Consider the following 23,087-nt stretch of genomic DNA (forward strand, 5'->3'; position numbering starts at 1 on the left):
CAGATGACTGGTCAAAAGTAGAGGGATTTAGGCACAGCAGAAAGCTTCTCCTGTTTCACATTTGACCTTTGTCGTTTCACGTCATCAAACCACCTTCTTTTGGAACAACCGCACGGAATTAATGCCCAGCACCACGTCGCTGACGCCCATGGCCAGCGCGGCAAAGGTGGGACTAAGAAAGCCCAGCGCCGCAATGGGAATAGCCACGATGTTATAGGCAAAGGCCCAGAAAAGATTTTGCTTGATGGTAAGATAGGTATGCCGGCCCAAGCCCAACGCCATGGGGAGTTTTTGCAAATCATTTCCCATCAATACCACGTGTGCGCTTTGCATAGCCATCTGCGAGGCCTCGCTCATGGAAATGCCGATTGTGGCTTTGGCCAGCGCCGGCGCATCGTTGATGCCGTCGCCAATCATTACGGTTGGCGTTGCCGCCGAAAGTTCGGCCACCTTCTGCAGTTTTTGTTCAGGTGTTTGTTCGGCAATCACGTCGCTGATGCCCAACGAGTCGGCCAGTTGACGGCAGTTGGCATACAGGTCGCCACTCAGTAAAATGGTTTTAATCCCCCTGCCCTGGAGGTACTGCACCACGGCTTTGGCCTCGGGCCTGATTTCATCGCCAAGGTCTATCCAGCCAAGCAAAGCGCCGTTGCGAAGAACGTAGACGTTGTGATTTTTCTCACCGGTTACGTCGCCGGCGATCCTGGAAGAGCCGATCGCGTACGCATTGCCCTGCATATCGGTTGCGGTCAGGCCAAGACCCTTTGTTTCTTCAATTGTTTTCCAGCGGATCTCTTCTCTCGTTTTCCACGCAGCCGCAATGCTTTTGGCCAGCGGGTGCGCCGAATATTTTTCCAGTGAATACACAATGCGTTTGAACTCCTCTTGCGAAACATCATCCGTTGCCAATTGCCAGTTGTGGATTGCAAATTTCCCCGTGGTCAGCGTTCCGGTTTTGTCAAACACGGCCTGCGTGATGTCTTTGAACAGTTCGAGGCTTTTCGCGTTGCGAAACAGGATGCCGTTACGGGCTGCACGGCCCAAACCCACAGCGATCGCAGCCGGTGTGGCCAGGCCCATTGCACAGGGACAGGAAATCACCAGCACGGCAATGCTGCGCAGCAAGGCCGGCGTAAATTCTTTCAGCACGAGCCAGTTCACCACCAGGGTCACCAGCGCAATGCCGATCACCGTCGGAACAAAAATGGCGCTGATGCGGTCGGCCATCTGCTGCATGGGTGGCTTTTCGCCCTGGGCTTTTTTTACCAGGTTGATGATGCCCGAAAGAACCGTGTCACCGCCTACCGCTGTAACCTGGGCTTTCACCGCGCCTTCTTCCACTATACTGCCGCCGATGAGGAAATCTTTTTTTGTTTTGGACACCGGCAGGCTTTCGCCGGTCAGCAGCGACTCGTTCAACTGTGCGTCGCCCCACAGGATTTTACAGTCGGCCGGCACTTGCTCACCCGTATTGATCTGTACCAGGTCGCCGACTTTCAACTGCGTGTTTTCGATGGGGAAAATATGCTCCTGGTGCTGGTCGTCGAAGGCGATCATGTTGGCCATCACCTTTTGCGATTTCACCAGTGCCGAAAGCGACCGCTGGGTCGATTGAACGGACGCATGTTCCAGGTATTCGCCCAGAAAAACCAGCGTGATAATGGTGGCGGCCGTTTCGAAAAAAAGATAATTGTCACCCAACCCGAGGATGGCACCGGTAAGGCTATACACAAAGGCCGCCAGCGCACCGGTGGTGATCAGCACATTCATGTTGGGAATCCCATTGCGCAGGCTCTTGATAGCCGAGCGGCCGAAAAAGGACATTCCCACGATAAATACCGGAAGCGTTAAGGCAGCCTGCACCCAGGGGTTCATGAGAAAATGAATGTGCACACCCGGTAACATGTGCAGCAACAGTACCAGTGTAAAGGGCAGACAAAACAAAAAACGCTGCAGGTGATTTTTCAGGAAGGGCTTTCGCTCCGCTGCTTTTGCCACGCCTTCCGCTTCCACTTTGTAGCCCATTGCTGCCACGCCTTTGGCCAGCTCCTGCGATTTTTGCGCTTCCACTACATCAAATGAAACATTGCCATCGATGGCGTTGACGGAAACGTTGGAAGCGCCGCCTTTCTGCAAATATTTATTGATGGACAATGCGCAGTTGGCGCAATGCATACCATCGACTTTCCATTGTACTTTTTCCATGCTCTTAAGAGTTCACAAGTTGGAGAGTTCGCGAGTTCACAGGTTGGTGTTTGATGAAGCAAGTCCCCGGTTTTATCAAACCTAACTCGTAAACGTGTAAACTTGTTTTGCAAAATTACCCAAGGGCTTTCCGGCAGGCTTTGGCAGGCCGGATTATCTTTTCAACGCCGTTGCAAACAGGCGTTAAATTTGTGCATGACTGTTGCATTTTCCCTGGATGAATTGCCTTCGTTTGCCCACCGGTTCTGGCAGGCGGTAAAGGACACGAACGTCTTTCTTTTTTACGGCGAGATGGGTGCCGGCAAAACCACGCTCATCGAAGCACTTTGCGCAGCAAAAGGCGTGAAAGAGCGAATGGGCTCGCCAACATTTTCCATCATCAACCAGTATGCGTACCGGGAGAACGGCGAAGAGAAACTCATTTACCACATCGACCTTTACCGACTCAAAGACGAAGAAGAAATTATCCAGGCCGGCGTGGAAGACTGCGTGTACAGCGGCGCGATCTGCATGATCGAGTGGCCGCAGAAAGCACCAGGCCTGTTTGACAACAACGTGGCCAACGTCTTCATCGAACCCATCGACTCCACGCACCGCAGGGTAAAAATCGAACGGCCCGGTGGCAGTATGACGGAACAATTGTAATTTGAGCCTCCAATTGGATAGACCAACTTCTTATGACGTCAAAGCCGTTAATCAGCACATCGTTCAACTACGAAACCTTAGAGGAAACACTCGACATTAAGCCCAAAGGTGCCCAGCTGCACATCGGCATTCCCAAAGAGATTGCCTTTCAGGAAAACCGGGTTGCCCTCACACCCGACGCCGTCGGCGTTCTGGTAAGTAACGGCCACGAAGTCACCATCGAACACAATGCCGGCGAGGGAGCCCATTTTGCAGACAGGGATTACAGTGAGGCCGGGGCCAAAATTGTTTACAACCGCGAAGACGTTTTCAAAGCGCCAATCCTGGTAAAAAGCGCTCCGATTATCGATGAAGACCTGCCGCTGTTGCAATACAACCAGCTGATCATTTCACCCATTCACCTAAGCATCCTGAAAGCGGAACTGCTGCAAAAGATGATGGAGAAACGGGTCACGGCCATCTCGTTCGAAAACCTCAAAGACGACAGCGGCTCCTATCCCATTGTGCGCAGCATGAGCGAAATTGCCGGCAGCGCAGTGATGCTGATCGCGGCACAGTACCTCGGCTCGGCCAACCACGGAAAAGGCGTTTTGCTGGGTGGCATCTCGGGCATCGCCCCTACCAAAGTGATCATTATCGGCGCCGGCATTGTGGGAGAAAACGCTGCAAGGGCGGCACTGGCACTGGGCGCATCGGTCAAGGTTTTCGACAACAGTGTTTACCGGCTGAAACGGTTGCAGGACAATATCGGCCACCGCCTGTGGACCTCGGTCATCGAGCCACGCCTGCTGGCCAAGCAGCTAAAAACATGCGAAGTGGCCGTTGGTGCATTGAGCAACGAAAGCGGCCGCACACCGATCGTTGTGACGGAAGAAATGGTGAGCAGCATGCGTCATGGCAGCGTGGTCATTGATGTCAGCATCGACCGCGGCGGCTGTTTCGAAACCTCCGAGATCACCACGCACCAGTCTCCCATTTATACAAAGTATGGCGTGATCCATTACTGTGTTCCCAATATCCCATCGGGCTTTGCCCGCACCGCTTCACAGGCCATCAGCAACGTGCTGATGCCACTCCTCCTGGAGGCTGGCGACGATGGCGGCTTTGAGCAAATGGTATGGCACCGGGTGCACCTGCGCAGCGGCATTTACATGTTTAAAGGTGCGCTGACAAACTTCTACCTGAGCGAACGCTTCAACCTGAAATACACGGACCTGAACCTGCTCATCGCCAGCCAGCGCTGATTTGTGTTTTCTTTTACCCGGTTTTCACGATACATTTATCCCGCTTAAATCTAAATACGTATTGACTATGGGACTTTTTAAAGCAGGCAATCCAGCCTTCAACGAAAAAACAATCAGCAAGATTACTTATGAATCCGGCCAGGAACTGATGACCGCGAACGGCGCCATCAAAAAGTTTGGCCTTATGCTCGTGATGCTTCTCGGTGCTGCCTCTTTTACCTGGAGCGCTTTTTACCAGGGCGTTAATGTATTACCCTGGGCAATGGGAGCTTCCATCGCCGGTTTCGTGGTAGCCCTTGTGATTATTTTCAAAAAATCGTGGGCACCCTACCTTGCCCTGGGCTATGCCCTGTTGCAAGGCTTGTTCCTCGGCGCCATTTCAGCGGTGTTTGAAGCGGCCTTCGCCGACAAATATCCCGGTATCGTTATGCAGGCTGTGATGCTGACATTCGGCGTGGCCATCGGCATGTTTGCACTTTACTATTTCCGCATTGTTCAGGCAACGGAAACGTTTAAGAAAGTGGTGATCGGCGCCACCATCGGCATTGCCCTGTTCTACCTCGTTGCCTTGGTGATGAACCTGTTTGGCGCACAAATGCCTTACCTGCACTCGAACGGCCTCGTCGGCATCGGCATCTCTGTTTTTGTAGTTGTTGTGGCAGCCCTGAACCTGATCCTCGATTTTGACCTGATTGAGCAGGGAGCCGCACACGGCGCACCCAAATACTTCGAGTGGTATTGCGCCTTTGGCTTGCTGGTGACTATCGTTTGGCTCTATCTCGAAATTCTGAAGCTGCTGTCGAAACTGGCTTCGCGAAAATAACCGCTGCTTTTGCAAGGCACAGAAAAAGCCTCAACCGGTTTTTCCGGCAGAGGCTTTTTTTATTTCCGGCAACAGAATCCACCGTGGGCTTCTGTTGTGTCACTCACTTCAGGGTTCCGTAACGCTTCCCTGCAAGGGAAACTATTTTATCCTCTACGGCTAATTGGTCATCTCCGACACCCGTTTCAGGAACAGCATATCACCTTTGTCCGTGCTGAAATATGCCGGGCGGGTTTCGCTGTCAAACACCTGCCATTGAAGTAGGTCTTCGTTAACAAAGAGCAGGAGGCTTTTCAGGGTCACCACGTGCGAGGAGTCTTTTACCGCCAGGTCAAGCCAAACGGGAGATTTGCTGAAATCGGCTTTGCTGCGGGTTACCAGTTTTTTCTGCGAGCCATAAACAATGTAAATCGTGCCGCTGTCCACTATATCCAATCCTGCCCCGCTGCTGTTACGCCAACTTCCTTTCAGGTTTTCAAAGCTGTACTTCTTTTGCGCATTTGCCACGACATTCATCGATAGAAAGAGCACCAATCCCAGGATCACCTTTTTCATGTCACACATTTTTCGTTACATAATTCGTCTACATCTTTTGTAAGTGCATACGCTGTGCCATTTCCCAACTTGTGGCTTTTCACGGGCACTATTTTTTCTGCAAAACAGCAAAAGCATTGCTATGAAAAGAGACGGCGCTACGATCAGTTTGTGGCAGGAAACAGCTCAGGACGCAACCTTTGCCGGTGCCAATACCGGCGACGCCGTCTTCGATGTATTGATTGTTGGCGGGGGGATCACCGGTGTGACCACTGCATTGCTCCTGCAAAAAGCAGGGAAGCAGTGCCTGGTTGCGGAAGCGCAAAATCTTTGCTTTGGCACCACCGGCGGCACTACGGCGCACATCAACACCTTTCTCGATACGAGCTATGATATGATCAGGAGCGGCTTTGGTGCAGATGCTGCTCGATTGATTGCAGGGGCAACAAACAGGTCAAGAGATTTGTTTCAACAACACGTGGAGGACTACCGTATCGACTGCGGCTTTGAAGAAAAAGACGCCTACCTGTATGCGGTAGAGGAAAAGCAGGTGGCAGAACTGGACAAGATTTACACATCTTCCAGGGAAGCCGGCGTGGCCGTTGAATACGTTGATCGCATACCGGTGCCCGTGCCCTTTCTCAAAGCCATCGTGTACCGCCGGCAGGCGCAGGTTCACCCCACCCGTTATGTACAGGCGCTGGGCAAGGCCTTTGAAGCACTGGGCGGAACCATCTTTGAAAACTGTCCGGTGGAAAGCGTTGACAAAAAAGGCGACCTGCTGCATGTAAAAACCGGGCAGGGTGTGCTTATGGCGAAGGCGCTGGTGTATGCCACGCACATTCCGCCCGGCATCAACCTATTGCACTTTCGAAATGCGCCGTACCGCAGTTATGCCATCGCCGTAACCCTCAACGAGGGTGTTTATCCCAACGCACTGGCTTACGACATGTTTGATCCCTACCATTATTACCGCACACAAAACATTGATGGTACCAATTACCTGATCGTCGGTGGCGAAGACCACAAGACCGCACACGAAGCGAACACCGAAGCCTGCTTTAACAAACTGGTTGCCCACGTACGACAACTTTTTGACGTGGCGGCCGTCACGCATCGGTGGTCATCGCAATATTTCGAACCCGCCGATGGCCTGGCTTACATTGGTCACCTGCCCGGCAACCCGGATAACGTTTACGTGGCCACGGGCTATGGCGGCAACGGCATCACCTACAGCCATATCGCCGCCATCACGCTGACCGACCTGCTCACAAAAGGCGAAAGCGAATATGCTGACCTGTTCAGACCGGAGCGGATGAAACCGGTAGCGGGCTTTGAAGCCTTTGTCAAAGAAAACGCAGACGTGGTGACGCAGTTTGTCGCCAAGCGAATCAGTGCGGAAAAGATCAGCGGCTTTGCCGAGATTGCGCCGGGAGAAGGCCGCCTGGTGAGCTATGAAGGCGAACGCATTGCCGTGTACAAAGACGAATCGGGAAAGATCTATGCACTCAACCCGGTGTGCACGCATGCCAAATGCGTGGTGGACTGGAACGGCGCGGAAAAAAGCTGGGATTGTCCCTGCCATGGCGCACGATACGACCTGGATGGAAACGTCCTCACCGGTCCTGCGCGGAAAAACCTGCAGCGAATTGAGCTCGAAGACCTGGCGAAAAAATAAACGCCGGTGGCCGGGAAATCAGAAAGGTAATTGGATGACAAAATCCGCATACTCGCCTTCCCGTGTGTCCACTCTCAAATCACCGTTGTGACCTTTTGTAATAATGTCATAACTCAACGAAAGCCCAAGGCCTGTGCCCTGCCCGGGCGACTTGGTGGTAAAGAAAGGCTGGTAAATTTTTTCCAAATTGGTTTGCGAAATGCCTATGCCGTTGTCTTTGACGTGAATCTCAACCATCCCTTTTCCAGCCGTTGACGGGGGAATGTAGTTGGTGCAAACCGAAACCGTGGGATGATAGTCGGCACCGGCACTCTTCTTTTTTTCGTTCACGGAGTGGAAGGCATTGGTAAAAAGGTTCAGTAAAACCCTTCCCAGGTCCTGCTGGTTGGCCACAACGCGTTCCACATTCTTATCGAAATGCGTTTCCAGCACGGCGTTGAAATTGTTGTCCTTGGCCCGCATGCCGTGAAACGACAGCCGCAGGTATTCTTCAATCAGGGCGTTGATGTCGACAGGCTGCATTTCGCTTTTTGCCGAGCGGGAATGCTGGAGCATGTTTTTAATGATGGAGTCGGCTCTTTTACCGTGGTGATGAATTTTCTCGAGGTTTTGCCGCAGGTTGTGCAAAAGGCTGATCGCATTTTCCTTTTTGCCTTTGTCGAGTTCCTGTTCGGCTTCATCGACCAGTTCGGAACCGATGTCGGAGAAGTTGTTGATAAAGTTCAGCGGGTTTTGAATTTCGTGGGCGATGCCGGCCGTGAGTTCGCCCAGAGATGCCATCTTCTCCCGCTGGATCAACTGCGCTTGTGTGTCTTTTAATTCGGCATAGGCCTTTTCCACCCGCGCTTTTTGGATATCGGTTTTTTCTTTCTGCTGCTCCAGCAGCCGGAAAGACTTTTGCTTGTAGCGGATGTTGCGCCATAACAAAAGACCAACAATCATCAGCACGAGGATGGCAGCCAATAGGGAATAAAACCGGATCTTGTTCTGGTAGCGCACCCGTTCGGCTTCCACTTCCTGCGTACGGATGCGTTCACTGAACGTGATCTGCTGTACCCGCGACAGTTGTTCTTCGTTGAAAACCGTATCGCGGTACCGGTCCTTGAGCGCCAGATAGTAAAATGCACTGTCTGTCTGGTTGAGTTCTACATAGGTGTCGTACAACAAAGCAGCAGCATTGACAATACCCAGGTTATTGCCGCTGCTCTGCGCCGCCGAAAGGCTTAGTTGCGCATAGCGCTGCACGTCGTCGTAGCGTTTGTGCTCCAGCAGAAAAAGGCTGTAATAGCGGGTGGCATCGGCAAAATTGTACAGGTCCTGAATAGAGTCGGCCAGGGCGATGCTGCGTTTGAAATACTGTTCTGCCAGCCGCAGGCTGTCGAGCCGGTCGTACACCTGCCCGAAATCGTACAGGGCATTGATGTAGGCTTGGTCGTTTTTGTTTTTCTGCAACTCGGTATCTGCAAGTTGAATGTATTTCAGTGCCGAGTCGGAATTTCCCAATCCCAAAAAGCTTTCGCAAAAGTTGATGTACACATATTGCGGCATGGTCGGCGTTACCACCGACGCCTGCGACAGCAGGGCCTGTGCCTTGCGGAGGTAGACAATGGCCTGTTGATGATCTTTCAAACTGCGGTACTGGTCGGCTATGTTGTTGTAAAGCTTGCACAGCTTTTCGGCATCCCTGCTTTTTTCGGCCATCCGCAGCGCTTTCAGGTAGTACGCCAGGGAAGAATGAAAATCGCTTTTGTTGGCAAAATAATTTCCGAGGTTGCCGTAAGAGATCACCAGCAGCGAGTCGTTGTTGAGGGTCTGGGCAATTCCCAGCAGTTCCTGCGACACGGCACCATAGGCTTCGATGTCGCCGCTGGCACGGTAATAATTCGCCAGTTGCCGGCTGGCTTCAAACCGCTCCATTTCGCCTGTTGCTTTCCGCACCTTGGCTTTTAACACTGGCAGGTCTTCGGTTTGGCAAAACGCCTGCAAGGGCAGAATCGTCAGCAGGAACAAATAGCCGGTAATCCGGAAAAGAATGTTTTTTATCAAAGGGATTTCGCACATGACAGGTAAATGAAACAGGCAACGGCGGCCGGAACGGGAAGCAAGCCGGCGTTTCTGTCTTGATGGTTTTGGTTGCAAGGGTAAAAGCAGGGAAACTCATTCCTAAAACGGCGCACGAATGCAGGCCACTGCATCGAACACATATCTAACCGGCTCGCCTTTTAATGACGGTATAAGCACGACTTCGCCGTTTGCTTTGAATTTAGCCGTCAACATGTTGAACGGGTTTGTATCATCACAACTCGAGAGCCCAAACCGGGCCGTCACCGTGTAAACGTTTTTATCCCTGGTCCAGGTAGTGGTTAGTTGCGTAATGTCCGACAAATGAAAATGGTAATCCTGTGATACTTCCAGCAACATTGCCTGGAAGGCCTGCTCCACCGGCGGTGGCACATGGATCGCCGCCCAATCACTCTTCAGCAGGTGCGGCGCAAAGGGAAGTGTCTCTGCATAGGATCGGTTGGCAATTGAAAAAACAGCCATAGCAAACCAAAGGGTGAAGAAACGCTTTCTCATATGAGTAAATTTTACTAAATCTACTCTTTTTTTAAAAATGCCGGGAATTAAATCTTCCTGTTTTGCGGGGCTACAGCAGCCGTTTTGCGTCTTCCACACCGGCCATTTTCCACCGTTGACCCGGCAATCCTTTCGGTTCACCTATTTGCTTGTAAACGATCGCCCTTCCCGGCTAATTTTATATCCGTAATCAATGCGAAAGCAACGATACAAAATCCTGAGAAAAACCAATATATATCCAATTCCGAAAAACCAAACCGTCCTAACTTCTTTTGAAAGGCCCTGCTCGCAAGAGCGGGGTTTTCTTTTTAAGCCAGCCGCCAGGTTTGCCGCAATCTTCATGGATCACTTTCAGGTTGTATAAAATAAAAAGCCCTTGCGGGAACAAGGGCTTTGCTAAAAAAGGTTTGTCTTATTTCAATTTGATCACGGGCCGCAGCTTGTACCCCCCGTTTTCTTCTTTGACTGAAAGAGAGGCGTCGAAATCCAGCGTAAAGGTGTTGAGTGTTTCCTGGAGGTCCTTGTCGATTTTCACCTTCAGGCCGGAGTCTTCGGCACTGGGTGCCTCCAGTGGATAGGTGGTTCCGTTCACTTTTATCGTGTTGTTATTGCCCAGGATAAACCGCACTTCTTTCAAAACCGCATCGGGCACGTCGCCTTTTGCCAACTCCTTCGTTGTACCGTTTTGCAAGGTGAGCAGGTTGTACACACCGGCGTTCACAGGAATATCAATCCAGCCGCTGGTGTCTTTGCTGGTTTTTACCCGCATCCCGATAATGTTGACGTTGACTTCCTGGTAAGCCGCCGGCTGATCGGTCAGCAAAAGCTGAATGGGAACAGACGCGTCTTTCTTACAGGCAACATAGGCCAGGCAGGTGAAGAGCAAAAGAGCCGCAGCGAAAAATCTTGTTTTCATAAGAGTTCAAATTTGCCGCTAAAATACGGCGGAAACACCAGGAATGAAATAGAGGGAAACCGGTAGTGAAACCTAAAGGTTACCGGCGAAAACCAGCCTGTTGCTGCAACCCTTTTGCGGAAAGCAGAAACTCATTTCGCAATAGCCGGCCTCCGGCGCTTCCAATTGAAGATAGAGACGGTGCCCGCAGTTTACAACCAGCGGAGATACCGTTTTGCCATTGCGCACACGGTAATAAATCAGCGCACGGAACACTTCAAATTGATCGCCGGGAAAAAAACGTTTACGCCTGAAAGCAATCGACCGTTCTTCCGGAAGCCAGGGTGAAAGTACCAGATGGGAATTCAGCAGTTTGGAACAGGACCTTTTTGCAGGAGGTCCGCAAGGAGATGGCGCAGCTTGTGGCAAAGTTTTTGGAAAGCAAGAAACAAACCTGCTTCAATCGAAGCACTTGTATTTTCGCATCGTCAATGACCTGTATGCTTTTAGAAATCGCCTGTCTGTTATTCCCCGGTTTCCTTTTTGGAAAAGTGGCGTTGGCTCCATCTCAGGATTTTGCATTGACGGAAACAGACTCTTACCATTCAAACCTTTTTTCTCACCACTTCGGCAAAGCCGCTGGTTACGACACGGTCGACAATATTATTTCCTTTATCTGTAATACCTCCTTAAATTGATACCGCTAATCGATACGACTCTAGTTAACTTTTAAACAGAAGAACATGAAAGCAAAGATTTTTTTTAGTGTTGTTTTATTGGTTTTGGTAGCTGCTGCCTGCCACAAAAAAGATAGCGACACCACGCCTTCAAAGAAAGAAATGTTATGCGGTGTAACCTGGAAATATTTTCAGTATTACATCAACTATAGCCAAGCCAATACGCAGTTGGTTTACAGCATCTATAAACAAAACAACAGCCAGGACCTCTCCAGGGCCCGGATGAAATTTAATTTAGACGGAACCTATACCGAAATCGACGCATCAGGAGCCAGCAAATCGGGAACCTATACGTTGAACGCAGACGAGACCGTAATCACACAAACGTCGAACAATACCACGACAACAATAAGACTGGCAGCCATCGACAGCAAAAACTTCCAGTGGACAAGTATGGATGTCAACACGGTTGGCATAATGATCCCTGAATAAAAAACGGGAAACGGTAAAAGCCTCGCAGGTTTTGAAAACCTGTGAGGCTTGTCCAAGGAAGCAACAACGAGTTTTTGCGTTTTTTAGCAAAAAAAAAGCCCGCAATACATTGAAAGCAATCGGTTGCGGGCAAAATAAACACATGAGAAGTGCTGTAGGGGGAGGATTCGAACCTCCACGGGGCAGTTAGCTAGCGTGCAAAGTTTAGTGGTCAACCCTGGTCGGCCTTACCAATGGTAACGTCGGCTCTACACGTCGTTTGTCCTGTTTTCCCCACCCCCGAGACAAGAGGGCATGTCTGCCTAAGGTTTCATCACCCCACAGTAGATTTAATGAGTGGCGAATAATCAGTCGTGAATTTTCTTCACCGCTTTTGCATCACCACCGTTTCAATGAACTTGACAAGTCAAAAATAGGACGCTTTTACAATTTTCAACCATTTTGAAAAAACTTTCGATTTCATCTAATATATTGCAAATGGATTTGAAAATATTTAATTTCCATGGCAAATACTCCCCCCGATTTGAATCTTGACAAATTGGACCTGAACATCATCCAGCAACTGATGCACGACGCCAGCCTCTCGTATGCCGAAATCGGGAAAAAACTGTTCGTTTCCGCCGGCACCATCCACGTCCGGATCAAAAAACTCCAGGAAGCCGGCGTGATCAGCGGGATGAAATACCAGGTGGACCTGAAAAAACTGGGTTACGACGTCATTGCTTTTATCGGCATCTATCTCGAAAAAAGCTCGCTGTACGATACGGTGGCCAAAGACCTCAAGAAAATTCCCGAGATCGTTCGCATGAACTACACCACCGGCAACTACAGCATTTTTGTGGAAGTCGTCTGCAAAGACATCAACCAGTTGCGTTACATCCTGCACGACGAACTGCAAAAGATCAAAGGCATCGAACGCACGGAAACCATCCTCTCCCTGGAAGAAAGCCTCCATCGAACAGTCACTGTCACGCCGGCCTGAAATGGGAGTCAAACATTTTTTCAAAGGTCTTTCCTGGCTGCTGGTTCTGAATCTGCTGATCAAGCCGGCCTGGATTTTTCTCATCGACCGGCAGGTGCAAAACATCGTTGGTCACGAATCCTACGGAACCTATTTTGCCCTGTACAACCTGACCTATGTTCTGCTGTTTGTTGCCGATGCAGGCCTGAGCAATATGCTGGCGCAACGGCTGGCAGCACAGCAGGCACTGAACGTTCGGCAACTGCTCCGGATCAAACTGCTGCTTCTTTTATGCTACGCCCTTGCCTGCACCGGAGCGGCTGCACTCAGCGGCGTTACGCGTTGGGAGATTCTTTTCTACCTGGTCGGGATTCAAGCCCTTCAATCCCTCTTTGGTTTTTTGCGCAGCCTCCTAACAGCACGGCAGCTTTTCCAGCCCGACGCGTTTTTTTCCGTGCTCGACAAAATCCTCCTGCTTGCGCTTTGCATCGGGCCCGTGTACGGCGTTCTCCGGCCGATCACCATCCTGCTTTTCCTGCAGTTGCAAACGCTTTCCTCCACGGTTGCTGTTGGCTGCCTCCTGTTGTTTCTCTGGCGGAAGCAAAGTTTTTCCAGCGGCCCGGCCACAACCCTCCGATCCATCGTGGCGTGGACGACACCCTTTGTCCTGATCCTTTTACTGATGTCGACCCACAACCGCCTGGATGCTTTCTTACTGGAACGACTACACCCCGATGGCGCCGTGCAGGCAGGCATTTATGCAACGGCCTTCCGCCTGCTCGATGCGGGCAACATGATCGGTTATCTCACGGCTTCCTTTCTTGTTTCATTCCTTGCACGGCACCAAAACGACAGGCGACTCTTTCAACAAGTGCTGCTTCTTTCCCGCCACGGGCTTTTGCTGATGGCGACCGGCGCCGTGGCGTTTGTTCTTGCCTTCACGCCCTGGGTGCAGGCGGCCCTCTACCATTCGGCCGATGCCAATAGCACCATCATCATGCAACTTTGCCTCGCCACGTTACCGGCATCCTACCTGACGCATGTTTACGGCTCCGCGCTAACAGCAACGGCGCAGTTCAGGTTATTCATCCTGGTTGTCTTCTTTTTTGCCCTTCTCAATGTGCTGCTCAATCTTTGGCTGATCCCGCTTTATGGTGCCAGGGGTTGTTGCCTGGCAGCACTGGCAAGCCAGTATGGCTGTGGCATCACACTTTGGCTCACAACGTCGCGCAGGCTTGCCGTTTCAACCGCAGCGGGCAGCATGGCTGCATTTGCAGCCCTTGCCTTGCTTCTCTATTTCCTGTTTTTCTACAGTCAAAAGCTCACCGGCAACGTCTGGATTATTTTGACTAGCATTGCCCTCCTCGCTGCCGTGCTTTTATTCACACAACGCAGCCGGGTTAAAAAACTTTTTTTACCGCTTTATTCGTGACACCATGCCCGACATTGTTTCTGTTCTTGCCCGACGCTGGAAGATGATCATGATCCTGACAGCCCTGGCAACTGCTGTAGCCCTGCTGGCTGCTTTGCTGGCACCCAAACTTTACCTGGGTTCAACCACCGCCCTGCCGGCCAATCCCCTTCTTGCCGACAAGGCCAGGATTCTCAATCCCAACATCGAAGCGCTGTACACGGAGGTGGGAACAATCGATGACCTGGACAAAATAGAAGGCACCACCAGGCTCGATACCCTTTACCGCGCCGCTGTCGATTCGTTTGGCCTCGCTGCACACTACGGGCTCGATACCATGCAGGGCGATGCAGGCGAAAAAGCGGTACTGTTCTTAAAAAAAAATACGTCCGTTCACCGCACCGGGTTTGGCGAATTGAAGATTAACGTGTGGGACAAAGACAGGGAAATGGCGGCAGCGCTTGCCAATGCCCTGATGCAACGCCTCAACGACATTCACAAGGAACTTCAAACCGCAAACAACCGCCTGGTATTGCAAGGCCTGAAGGAAGCGTATGCGTTGCAGTTGCAACAAACGGCAACTGGCGGTCCCTTGCCCGGCGACACGGCCTCTCTCACCGCTAAAAACGGGTACGGAACGCCGGAGGAACGGCCCGTGCGGATGGTTCACCTCCAACAATACCGTCAACTGATCGACGAATACGAGCTTGCCCTAAAAACGACACCCAATGCTTTACTCATCGTGGAAGCCGCACGGCCCATGCCCTGGCCAGACAAACCCAAAGCCGGCCAGATTGCGCTTTTTGTTTTTCTCGGTGCCCTGCTGTTTTCATTTTTGCTGGCCGTGTCTGTCGAAAGCCGAAAAACAAAAACGTGACAACCACAAGCCATAGAATCCTTGTCCTGGCCGGGGCTGCATTCCTGCTCGCCTGCATTTTTGCTGCGGCTTATTTTACCCTTCCGGCGCTTTGCTTTCTGCCTTTTACCGCGGTGGCTTTGCTGCTGTTGGTGCAATACCCGCAGGCACTTTTTTATGCCTTACTTTTTTCCATTCCCTGGTCGACCGAATTCACTGTTTCGGGAAGCCTGGGCACCGACCTTCCCGACGAACCGCTCATGCTGCTGATGGCCTTTGCCGTGGTGGTCATGCATCTTTTCCGACGACGCGAAGAGCAACCCAAGCAAGGCCTTCCACTGCCTCTTTTTCTTCTTTATGCAGGCCTCGCATGGACGGTCATTACGGTAGCCCTGTCAAGCCATGTTTTGCTTTCCGTTAAATACCTGCTGGCCAAAGGCTGGTACATCCTGGCCTTTGTTGGCGCTCCCCTGCTGCTTCGCGAAAAGGAAAAATTCCTGCAGCGGTCCGCAGGGGTTTTATTCATTTCCATGTTCCTTGTTACCTGCATTGCGCTGGCAAGGCATGCTGCGCTGGGATTTACGTTTGCCAAAATCAACGATGCGCTGGCGCCGTTCTTTCGGAACCATGTCAACTATTCGGCCTTGCTGGTCTTCATGGTACCGATAGGACTTGCTTTTCATCAGTTGGAGACGAAAAAATGGCGACGCGTTGCCTGGCGAATTGCCCTGGTAATCATTTTCGCTGCCCTGCTTCTTTCGTATGCAAGAGGCGCCTGGCTGGCACTGGCTGTCGGCCTACCGGCTTACTGGCTGTTGAAAAAGGGATGGCTGCTGAAAGCCTTTGTGCTTGCCTGGCTGCTCGTCGCTGCTGCGGTTTTTTGGCTGCAGGCCAACGACAACTACCTTCTTTTCGCACCCAAGCACGACACCACGATTTTTCACAAGGACTTCAGCGAACACCTTGTCGCCACCTACAAAGGCAAGGACGTTTCAACCGCCGAGCGATTTTACCGTTGGGTGGCCGGTGCCCGCATGGGCAGGGAAAGATGGCTCACGGGTTTTGGACCAACAACGTTTTACCAGCACTACCAGTCGTATGCGGTGCCGGCTTTCCGCACCTGGGTGAGTACTAACCGCGAACAATCGACCGTTCACAATTATTTCCTGCTGCTGCTGATCGAACAGGGCCTTGCCGGGCTGCTCTTTTTTGTTTTGCTCATTGGCGTACTGCTATGGCAGGCGCAAAGGATTTACCGGCGCACCACCGATCCCCTCTGGAAAACAACAGTGGCTGCCATTGCTGCCATCCTGCTGATGCAATGCACGGTAAATTTTCTGAGCGACCTGGTAGAGACAGACAAAGTGGGAAGCGTGTTTTACCTCTGTCTTGCGTTTTTGGTTATTGCCGATGCAAAAACGAGAGAACCGCAAAAAATTGAAGAATGATAAAAGTCGAAGAGAAGAAAGAATGACTGCATCAAACAACACCAAATCCCAGACTCCAAACGCCAAACTACTCACAGCCTGCCCCGCACATTCAGCGCATCCCGCAACCCGTTTCCCAGGAGATTAAATGAAAGAACCAGCAGCATGATGGCAAAGCCCGGCGCCAGTGCCAGCATGGGGTTTTGCGTGATGATGAAGTTGTAGTTTTCTTTAATCATCAGTCCCCAGCTTGGCTGTGGCGGCTGCACGCCAACGCCGAGAAAACTCAAGCCTGCTTCGATCACGATGGCGGAGGCAAAATTGGAGGCGGCGATAACCAGGATCGGCCCGAAAATATTGGGAAGGATATGCCGTACGATCGTGCGGTAATGCGAGAAGCCAAGGGCCCTGGCGGCTTCCACGTATTGCAGTTCTTTTGTCACCATGACCTGCCCCCGCACCAGGCGGGCCACGTTCACCCACATCGTCAGTCCCACGGCAATGAACACCTGCCAAAATCCTTTGCCCAGCAAAAGCGTGATGGCAAAGACCAGCAGCAGGGTGGGGATGCTCCAGATCACGTTGATCAGCCACATGACGGCTTCGTCCAGCCTTCCGCGGAAATAGCCGGCCACTGCGCCCAGGAAAATGCCCACCGACAGCGAGATCAGGACGGTAATCAAACCCACGCTCAGGCTGACCCTTGTGCCGATGATCAGGCGGCTCAGGATGTCGCGGCCGTATTTATCGGTGCCGAGATAAAATGTTTTGGCGATCACCGGCGAAGGGGCCAATGCCGTTTTTGCAAATGCAATGCGTTCCGTCACGCCTTCATCAATAAAGCGCTGGGCAACGAGGCTGTCGCCGGCGTGTTGCCAGGAAGCGAGCGGGATATAATCGTATGCATCCGGTTTGCCGGAAACGAGCCGGGTGAAAAATCCGGCTTCGGTAACGCTTGTTTTTTTCACCAGTAAAAACTCCCGTTGGTAGCCCGGCTTTTCACCGCCGATTTCGAGGATGATGCGGTTGGCAAACGGCGAGGGATCCGGCGAAAGAAAATAACCAAAAACAGCAATGAACACGGCGATCCAGATCATCACCAAACCGGCCATGGCTCCTTTGTTTTTTTTCAGCCGGCGCCAGGAAGCCTGCCAGAAAGTGGGTGACGCATTCATCAAACAAATATAGCCCCTGCGTGTTTACTCTTTCGAAGTGCCCAAAGGCGGTCGTGTGCAGAGCGAAGAACGACGCCGCTTTTATCCTGTACTACATTTGTTTGGATGTCCTTCATCATCGACGTAAACGGCCTGACCAAACAGTTCGGGGAACTCACCGCGGTGGACGGGCTTTCGTTTTCCGTTGCCAAAGGCCACGTGTATGGCTTCCTGGGACAGAACGGTGCCGGCAAGTCCACCACCATCCGTATGCTGCTGACACTGATCCGGCCAACAGCCGGAAGCATTTCCATCCTGGGACAGGAACTCACCCACCACCGGAAAGCCATCCTGCAACAGGTGGGAGCCATCATCGAAAAGCCCGACCTCTATACCTACCTCACGGCGCTGGAAAACATCGGCATCCTCTCCCGTCTCAGTGGTGTGCGGCTATCCAAAGCCGACCTCCTCCAACACCTGGAAAGGGTTGGCCTGGGAGAACGGGCGGCCAGCAAAGTGAAAACCTTTTCGCAGGGCATGAAGCAACGCCTGGGCATTGCCTGCGCCCTTGCCCACAACCCGCAACTGCTCATTCTCGACGAACCAACCAATGGCCTCGATCCGCAGGGCATTGCCGATGTACGCAACCTGATTTTGCAACTGAGCCGCGAGGAAGGCAAAACCGTCTTCGTTTCTTCGCACCTGCTCAGCGAAATCGAAGTCGTTGCCGACTCGATGCTGATCATCGACAGGGGAAAAAAGGTAGCCGAGGGGAAAGTGGCCGAATTGCTTCACCCGTCTGAAACACTGGTCCTGTTAGACACGGCCGACAATGCAGCAACAAAGACACTGCTGGCACAAACACAGTGGCAACATTTTTTGCAGGAAGCTGCAGAAGGAATCCTGCTGCAAATGCACCGCGATGAGGTGCCGGCACTCAACCGCTTCCTGGTGGAAAACGGCGTGGCGGTTTTTTCGCTTCGGGCCAAACATTCGCTGGAAGATTATTTTTTATCACTCACAACGCCCAATCAGCATGTGGCAGCTTACACGGATTGAACTCTATAAAATCTTTAAAAAACCCCGCACCTACATTGCCTTTGCCGCCATTGGCCTGATCATCCTCCTGATTCAACTGGCCATGTATGCCGACGGTGAAACGTACCTGGAGTTCATGCTGCAAAACATCAACGCGGCCTTCGATATTGAAGGCAAAAAGCTGAATGGCTTTTTTGTTTTTTACCTGATCCTCCATACCCTGCTGGTGCATGTGCCGCTGCTGATTTGCCTTGTCGCCGGTGATGCCGTTGCCGGTGAAGCGGCCATGGGCACCCTTCGCCTGCTGGTGGCAAAACCAATAAGTCGCACGAGGCTTCTGCTCAGCAAATTTATCGCGTCTTCCATCTACACCCTCCTGCTGCTTACGTTCATGGCCGTGCTTGGCCTGCTCGGTTCGGTAGCACTGTTTGGCGTCAGTGACCTGATGGTGCAAAAGAGCGACATGTTTATCCTTCTCGATAAAAGCGATGTATTGTGGCGCTATGCGGCCGCCTATGGCTTTGCAGCGCTTTCCATGATGACGGTTGCCTCGCTTGCCTTCCTGTTTTCGGTGTTTGCCGACAACGCCATCGGGCCCATTATCGGCGCCATGAGTGTCGTGATTGTGGCAACGATTTTAACCACGATGGACATCCCGGTCTTCAATGCGCTGAAGCCCTTTCTTTTCACCAATCACATGCTCAACTGGAAGGGCTTTTTCGACCGGCCTGTAGATGTGCGGGAAGTGTTAAAGTCAGCGCTGGTGCTGCTTGCGCACATCGTTCTCTTTGTTTCTTTGGCCATCGCTTTTTTTCGAAAAAAAGACGTTTTATCCTAAATCATCATCATGAAGTATGGATTGCTTTTCGCAGGTTTGTTTGTCGCATCGGTTGCCGTGGCGCAAAAAGAAGAAGCGCTGCTGCAGCGTGTCCGGGCAAAGATGGAAAAGGTGAACGACTACACGGCAGAAGGCCGGATGAAACTGGATGTTTCCTTTATCAATGCGCCGGCGTCGAAGGTGACCGTTTATTACAAAAAACCCGATCGCTTCAAAGTAAAAAAAGCCGGCGGCATCTCCATTCTTCCGAAGGGCGGCGTTAGTGTGAACGTCAACGCCTTGCTGGCCGGCGGAAGTTACCAGACGGTTCCCGGCGGTACATCCACGGTGAATGGCGTAGCAACAACAGTGGTCAAACTGATCCCAACCGATGAAGCCAGCGACGTAGTGCTTTCGGTGTTGCACGTCGATGAAAAAGAAGCCGTCATCCGCAAAGCAGTTGTGACCACCAAAGAAAGCGGCACCTACGAGATCCTGCTGAACTACGGCGCCTACACAGCCTGGGGATTGCCCGACAAGGTGGTCTTTACGTTCAACACGAAAGACTACAAACTCCCGAAGGGCATTACGTTCGAATACGAGAAAGGCGGCGAAAAAAAGGTGGAAGAAAAAGCAAAATCGAAAAAGGGTACGGTAGAAATCACCTATGCCAGCTACGCCATCAACAAAGGCGTTGACGAGAAAAATTTTCGCTAACGATGGCCAGCCTCCAAAGGAGGGAGTGGTGGCCTCCCCAAACCCCTCCAGGGAGGGGCTTACAACCGCACAGACCCTTGCTTTTGTACGATACTTCAAGCCTTCATCTTACTTTAGGATGGAGGCTTTTGCTGCCGTTTGGCGTCTTCGCCAAAGGCTTTTTCTTTTGCCCCGGAGGGGCCTCGTGTTAATAGAAAGAAAGCGTAGAGGTGAAATAAAGCTCCGCAGGAGCGATATATTTTATGTTTCCAGCGACAGAATAACGATTGAACACCTGTTGCGTCGCACTCTTCAACGTTCAGTACAATGATCGGCGCCACGGACATCCAAGGGAAAAAGCCTTCGCTGCCGCGGGGGCAGGGTCGCCCTATATTTGCAGTATAACCCTTTATCATGACGATGGAAGAAAAAGAGCAGTTTTTGCAAAGCCGTCTTATTCCACTCCTGGCCTCACTGCCTACGGAAGCCAGGGCCGCCTGGGGCAAGATGACCGTGCAGCAGATGATTGAGCATTTTGCCGACAGCGTATGCATTGCATCCGGCAAAGTTGTCTATTCCGAAGTACTGACGCCGGAAGAGCAACTCGACAACATGCGCAACTTTCTTCAAAGCGAAAAACCGTTCCGCGAAAATACTGTCAACCCATTGATGCCCGAGGTGCCGGCGCCCGTGCGCAACCCTTCCAAAGCCGAAGCCCTCAAAGAGCTGCAAGAGGAACTCGATTATTTTTTTTCCGTTTTTGAAAAGAACAACCTGCAGGTCACACGCAACCCTTTTTTTGGCGACCTCAATTACGAACAGAATATCCAGCTTCTTTACAAGCACGCCTTGCATCACCTCAAACAATTCGGTCTAACGATTAATGCTGAAATAAACAATGAACAAACTTGAAAACTATGTAACAGGGCGCTGGATCACCGGTGATGGTGAAGGGCAACTGTTACACGACGCCGTTACCGGTGAAACGATTGCTGCTGCAACCACGAAAGGACTGGACTTTGCTTCCATTTTGCAGTATGGCCGGGAAGTCGGCAACAAAAACCTGCGCAAGCTGACCTTCCACGAACGGGGACGCATGCTGCGGGCACTGGCCCTGCACCTGCTGGCACAGAAAGAAAAATTTTACCCAATCAGCTACCGCACCGGCGCCACCAAAGCCGATAGCTGGATCGACATCGAAGGCGGCATTGGAAATCTTTTTGCCAATGCTTCGCTGCGTCGCAAATTTCCCGACCTGCCCTACTGCACCGACGGCGAACCGGTTGGCCTGAGCAAAGGCGGGTCCTTCATGGGACACCACCTGCTGGTACCAAAGGAAGGCGTAGCGGTCCATATCAATGCCTACAATTTCCCGGTCTGGGGCATGCTCGAAAAATGCGCCGTCAACTGGCTGGCCGGTGTGCCGGCGGTAGTGAAGCCCGCCAGCATTACCTCGTACCTGACGGAAGCCGTAGTGAAAGAAATCATTGCGTCCGGTATTTTGCCCGACGGCGCCCTGCAACTTCTCTGCGGCAGCGCCGGCGACATGCTGGCGCACGTCACGGCACAGGACGTGGTTACGTTCACGGGTTCCAAATCAACGGGACTGATGTTGAAATCGCAGCAAAGGATTTTGGAAGAGAGTGTCCCCTTTAACATGGAGGCCGATTCGCTGAACGCCATTGTACTGGGCCGCGACGTGGAACCCGGTTCGCCCGAGTGGGACATTTTTATCAAAGAGGTTCGCAAGGAGATGACGGTAAAAGCCGGGCAAAAATGTACCGCCATCCGCCGGATTTTTGTACCCGAACCGTTGCTGGAAGACGTGGCCATTGCACTTGGCCAGGCACTTTCGGCAACCACCATTGGAAACCCCGCGAACGACAAGGTACGCATGGGCGCACTGGCCGGAAAAAGCCAGCGCGACGAAGTGAAAGGAGCCGTGCAAAAGCTCCTTGCATCGGCCCAACTGGTTTACGGTTCTTTGGACAGTGTGGAAGTGGTGGACGCTGATGCACAAAAAGGCGCTTTTCTTTCGCCCCTCCTGCTCCTGAGCGAACACCCTTTTCAAAGCGATGCGGTGCACGACATCGAGGCCTTTGGTCCTGTGAGCACCCTTATGCCTTATAAAGACCTGGACGAAGCGGTGCAACTGGCAAAAAGGGGCAAGGGTTCGTTGTGCTGTTCGATCGTGACCCATGACAACAAACTGGCTACCGAATTTGTGGTTGGTGCCGCCACCCACCACGGGCGGATTTTGGTTCTGAACCGTGACGACGCCAAAGAAAGCACGGGTCATGGCTCGCCGCTCCCGCTGCTGATTCACGGTGGTCCCGGCCGGGCCGGCGGCGGCGAGGAAATGGGCGGCGTACGTGGCGTTAAACACTACATGCAACGCGTTGCGATCCAGGGTTCACCCACCGTGATCACCGCCATCACGCAGCAATACCAACAAGGTGCAAAAGGACTTCAAACCAACGCACATCCCTTCCGCAAATATTTCGAGGACTTGCAGATCGGAGAACAGATCATCACCGAGAAACGCATTATCACGTCGGAAGACATTGATGCCTTTGCCAACCTCAGTGGCGACCATTTTTACGCACACAGGAAAGACACGGATTTTAGCGGCACCATGTTTGAAAAACAGGTGGCACACGGCTACTTCATCCTGAGTGCAGCCGCCGGTTTGTTTGTCGACGGCAGCGAGCTCGGTCCGGTTCTTTTAAACTACGGTATCGATGAACTGCGTTTTACCAAACCGGTTTATCCCGGCACCGAACTGTCCATCCGGTTCACCTGCAAGGAAAAAATTCCACAGGACCAAAAAGAAGAAACCGACATCCCGCGTGGCATTGTGAAGTGGCTGGTGGAAATGCTCGACGAAACCGGCGAAACGGTTGGCATCGCCACGATACTGACCATGGTGGCTAAGAGAGAAAGAGGATTGTAAAGAG

20 protein-coding genes are annotated in these 23,087 nt (G+C 52.0%); 14 read left to right on the forward strand and 6 right to left on the reverse strand.

Translation table 11 applies throughout. The features are described 5' to 3' along the window. Positions 1–84: 84 nt before the first annotated feature. Entirely contained in the window at positions 85–2,205 is a 2,121-nt protein-coding gene (locus D6024_RS02250) for a heavy metal translocating P-type ATPase (RefSeq protein ID WP_121352576.1), read from the reverse strand. Between the two features lie 195 nt (positions 2,206–2,400). Between D6024_RS02250 and tsaE the strand changes: the two genes are divergently transcribed. The 3 genes from tsaE (at position 2,401) to D6024_RS02265 (ending at position 4,917) form a co-directional block, all read left to right on the forward strand. Beyond that, positions 2,401–2,850 (forward strand): tRNA (adenosine(37)-N6)-threonylcarbamoyltransferase complex ATPase subunit type 1 TsaE, encoded by a 450-nt coding sequence (tsaE, locus tag D6024_RS02255; protein WP_121352577.1) that lies wholly within the window; start codon positions 2,401–2,403, stop codon positions 2,848–2,850. Between the two features lie 32 nt (positions 2,851–2,882). Continuing rightward, positions 2,883–4,094: an alanine dehydrogenase gene (locus D6024_RS02260; protein ID WP_121352578.1), complete on the forward strand. Its 1,212-nt coding sequence runs from the start codon at positions 2,883–2,885 to the stop codon at positions 4,092–4,094. 67 nt (positions 4,095–4,161) lie between these two features. Beyond that, on the forward strand, positions 4,162–4,917 hold the full coding sequence (locus tag D6024_RS02265) for a Bax inhibitor-1/YccA family protein (protein WP_121352579.1): 756 nt from the start codon (positions 4,162–4,164) through the stop codon (positions 4,915–4,917). A gap of 159 nt (positions 4,918–5,076) precedes the next feature. Here the strand turns inward: D6024_RS02265 and D6024_RS02270 are convergent, their stop codons facing one another. Then, entirely contained in the window at positions 5,077–5,472 is a 396-nt protein-coding gene (locus D6024_RS02270) for a hypothetical protein (RefSeq protein ID WP_121352580.1), read from the reverse strand. Positions 5,473–5,593: 121 nt separating this feature from the next. Between D6024_RS02270 and D6024_RS02275 the strand changes: the two genes are divergently transcribed. Then, the gene (locus D6024_RS02275) at positions 5,594–7,129 is read left to right on the forward strand and encodes an FAD-dependent oxidoreductase (protein ID WP_121352581.1); all 1,536 of its coding nucleotides are present in this window, start codon (positions 5,594–5,596) and stop codon (positions 7,127–7,129) included. A gap of 18 nt (positions 7,130–7,147) precedes the next feature. Here the strand turns inward: D6024_RS02275 and D6024_RS02280 are convergent, their stop codons facing one another. The 3 genes from D6024_RS02280 to D6024_RS02290 all read right to left on the reverse strand — a co-directional run bounded on the left by D6024_RS02280 (position 7,148) and on the right by D6024_RS02290 (position 10,622). Beyond that, positions 7,148–9,190 (reverse strand): tetratricopeptide repeat-containing sensor histidine kinase, encoded by a 2,043-nt coding sequence (locus D6024_RS02280; RefSeq protein ID WP_121352582.1) that lies wholly within the window; start codon positions 9,188–9,190, stop codon positions 7,148–7,150. Between the two features lie 102 nt (positions 9,191–9,292). Further along, entirely contained in the window at positions 9,293–9,706 is a 414-nt protein-coding gene (locus D6024_RS02285; RefSeq protein ID WP_121352583.1) for a hypothetical protein, read from the reverse strand. A gap of 412 nt (positions 9,707–10,118) precedes the next feature. Continuing rightward, positions 10,119–10,622: a DUF4382 domain-containing protein gene (locus tag D6024_RS02290; RefSeq protein ID WP_121352584.1), complete on the reverse strand. Its 504-nt coding sequence runs from the start codon at positions 10,620–10,622 to the stop codon at positions 10,119–10,121. A 722-nt stretch (positions 10,623–11,344) separates the two neighbouring features. On the opposite strand from D6024_RS02290, the gene D6024_RS02300 reads away from it, so the two are divergent. The 5 genes from D6024_RS02300 to D6024_RS02320 all read left to right on the forward strand — a co-directional run bounded on the left by D6024_RS02300 (position 11,345) and on the right by D6024_RS02320 (position 16,446). Continuing rightward, positions 11,345–11,770 carry a hypothetical protein gene (locus D6024_RS02300; RefSeq protein ID WP_121352586.1) on the forward strand — a complete coding sequence of 142 codons (426 nt, stop codon included), beginning with the start codon at positions 11,345–11,347 and terminating at the stop codon, positions 11,768–11,770. A gap of 502 nt (positions 11,771–12,272) precedes the next feature. Continuing rightward, on the forward strand, positions 12,273–12,752 hold the full coding sequence (locus D6024_RS02305; RefSeq protein ID WP_121352587.1) for an Lrp/AsnC ligand binding domain-containing protein: 480 nt from the start codon (positions 12,273–12,275) through the stop codon (positions 12,750–12,752). A gap of 1 nt (position 12,753) precedes the next feature. Further along, positions 12,754–14,163 carry a lipopolysaccharide biosynthesis protein gene (locus tag D6024_RS02310; RefSeq protein ID WP_121352588.1) on the forward strand — a complete coding sequence of 470 codons (1,410 nt, stop codon included), beginning with the start codon at positions 12,754–12,756 and terminating at the stop codon, positions 14,161–14,163. 4 nt (positions 14,164–14,167) lie between these two features. Continuing rightward, positions 14,168–15,019 carry a hypothetical protein gene (locus tag D6024_RS02315; RefSeq protein WP_121352589.1) on the forward strand — a complete coding sequence of 284 codons (852 nt, stop codon included), beginning with the start codon at positions 14,168–14,170 and terminating at the stop codon, positions 15,017–15,019. Further along, positions 15,016–16,446 carry an O-antigen ligase family protein gene (locus D6024_RS02320; protein ID WP_121352590.1) on the forward strand — a complete coding sequence of 477 codons (1,431 nt, stop codon included), beginning with the start codon at positions 15,016–15,018 and terminating at the stop codon, positions 16,444–16,446. The genes D6024_RS02315 and D6024_RS02320 overlap by 4 nt, the downstream gene beginning before the upstream one ends. 71 nt (positions 16,447–16,517) lie before the next feature. Here the strand turns inward: D6024_RS02320 and D6024_RS02325 are convergent, their stop codons facing one another. Further along, entirely contained in the window at positions 16,518–17,600 is a 1,083-nt protein-coding gene (locus D6024_RS02325) for an ABC transporter permease (RefSeq protein WP_121352592.1), read from the reverse strand. A 105-nt stretch (positions 17,601–17,705) separates the two neighbouring features. Here D6024_RS02325 and D6024_RS02330 point away from each other — a divergent pair, with 105 nt between their 5' ends. From D6024_RS02330 to paaZ, 5 genes are all read left to right on the forward strand, one after another. Beyond that, positions 17,706–18,638: an ABC transporter ATP-binding protein gene (locus D6024_RS02330; RefSeq protein WP_121352594.1), complete on the forward strand. Its 933-nt coding sequence runs from the start codon at positions 17,706–17,708 to the stop codon at positions 18,636–18,638. Beyond that, complete coding sequence (locus D6024_RS02335; RefSeq protein ID WP_121352596.1) at positions 18,616–19,455, forward strand: ABC transporter permease; 840 nt, start codon at positions 18,616–18,618, stop codon at positions 19,453–19,455. Before D6024_RS02330 ends, D6024_RS02335 begins: the two co-directional genes overlap by 23 nt. A 9-nt stretch (positions 19,456–19,464) precedes the next feature. Beyond that, a complete protein-coding gene (locus tag D6024_RS02340; RefSeq protein ID WP_121352598.1) occupies positions 19,465–20,151 on the forward strand; it encodes a LolA family protein in 687 nt (228 codons plus the stop codon). Positions 20,152–20,544: 393 nt separating this feature from the next. Continuing rightward, complete coding sequence (locus tag D6024_RS02350) at positions 20,545–21,042, forward strand: DinB family protein (protein WP_121352602.1); 498 nt, start codon at positions 20,545–20,547, stop codon at positions 21,040–21,042. Then, positions 21,029–23,083, forward strand: a complete 2,055-nt coding sequence (gene paaZ, locus D6024_RS02355; protein WP_121352604.1) for a phenylacetic acid degradation bifunctional protein PaaZ — start codon at positions 21,029–21,031, stop codon at positions 23,081–23,083. The genes D6024_RS02350 and paaZ overlap by 14 nt, the downstream gene beginning before the upstream one ends. The last annotated feature ends 4 nt before the right edge of the window (positions 23,084–23,087 follow it).

This window comes from Flavisolibacter nicotianae, from assembly GCF_003628535.1.
GTDB lineage: Bacteria > Bacteroidota > Bacteroidia > Chitinophagales > Chitinophagaceae > Flavisolibacter > Flavisolibacter nicotianae.

Coding starts and splice junctions, on each gene's coding strand:
- D6024_RS02300 (WP_121352586.1), top strand. CDS start 11,345: ATGAAAGCAAAGATTTTTTTTAGTGTTGTTTTATTGGTTTTGGTAGCT.
- D6024_RS02340 (WP_121352598.1), top strand. CDS start 19,465: ATGAAGTATGGATTGCTTTTCGCAGGTTTGTTTGTCGCATCGGTTGCC.
- D6024_RS02305 (WP_121352587.1), top strand. CDS start 12,273: ATGGCAAATACTCCCCCCGATTTGAATCTTGACAAATTGGACCTGAAC.
- paaZ (WP_121352604.1), top strand. CDS start 21,029: ATGAACAAACTTGAAAACTATGTAACAGGGCGCTGGATCACCGGTGAT.
- D6024_RS02270 (WP_121352580.1), bottom strand. CDS start 5,472: ATGAAAAAGGTGATCCTGGGATTGGTGCTCTTTCTATCGATGAATGTC.
- D6024_RS02280 (WP_121352582.1), bottom strand. CDS start 9,190: ATGTGCGAAATCCCTTTGATAAAAAACATTCTTTTCCGGATTACCGGC.
- D6024_RS02310 (WP_121352588.1), top strand. CDS start 12,754: ATGGGAGTCAAACATTTTTTCAAAGGTCTTTCCTGGCTGCTGGTTCTG.
- D6024_RS02285 (WP_121352583.1), bottom strand. CDS start 9,706: ATGAGAAAGCGTTTCTTCACCCTTTGGTTTGCTATGGCTGTTTTTTCA.
- tsaE (WP_121352577.1), top strand. CDS start 2,401: ATGACTGTTGCATTTTCCCTGGATGAATTGCCTTCGTTTGCCCACCGG.
- D6024_RS02325 (WP_121352592.1), bottom strand. CDS start 17,600: ATGAATGCGTCACCCACTTTCTGGCAGGCTTCCTGGCGCCGGCTGAAA.
- D6024_RS02315 (WP_121352589.1), top strand. CDS start 14,168: ATGCCCGACATTGTTTCTGTTCTTGCCCGACGCTGGAAGATGATCATG.
- D6024_RS02250 (WP_121352576.1), bottom strand. CDS start 2,205: ATGGAAAAAGTACAATGGAAAGTCGATGGTATGCATTGCGCCAACTGC.
- D6024_RS02330 (WP_121352594.1), top strand. CDS start 17,706: ATGTCCTTCATCATCGACGTAAACGGCCTGACCAAACAGTTCGGGGAA.
- D6024_RS02265 (WP_121352579.1), top strand. CDS start 4,162: ATGGGACTTTTTAAAGCAGGCAATCCAGCCTTCAACGAAAAAACAATC.
- D6024_RS02335 (WP_121352596.1), top strand. CDS start 18,616: ATGTGGCAGCTTACACGGATTGAACTCTATAAAATCTTTAAAAAACCC.
- D6024_RS02260 (WP_121352578.1), top strand. CDS start 2,883: ATGACGTCAAAGCCGTTAATCAGCACATCGTTCAACTACGAAACCTTA.
- D6024_RS02275 (WP_121352581.1), top strand. CDS start 5,594: ATGAAAAGAGACGGCGCTACGATCAGTTTGTGGCAGGAAACAGCTCAG.
- D6024_RS02290 (WP_121352584.1), bottom strand. CDS start 10,622: ATGAAAACAAGATTTTTCGCTGCGGCTCTTTTGCTCTTCACCTGCCTG.
- D6024_RS02350 (WP_121352602.1), top strand. CDS start 20,545: ATGACGATGGAAGAAAAAGAGCAGTTTTTGCAAAGCCGTCTTATTCCA.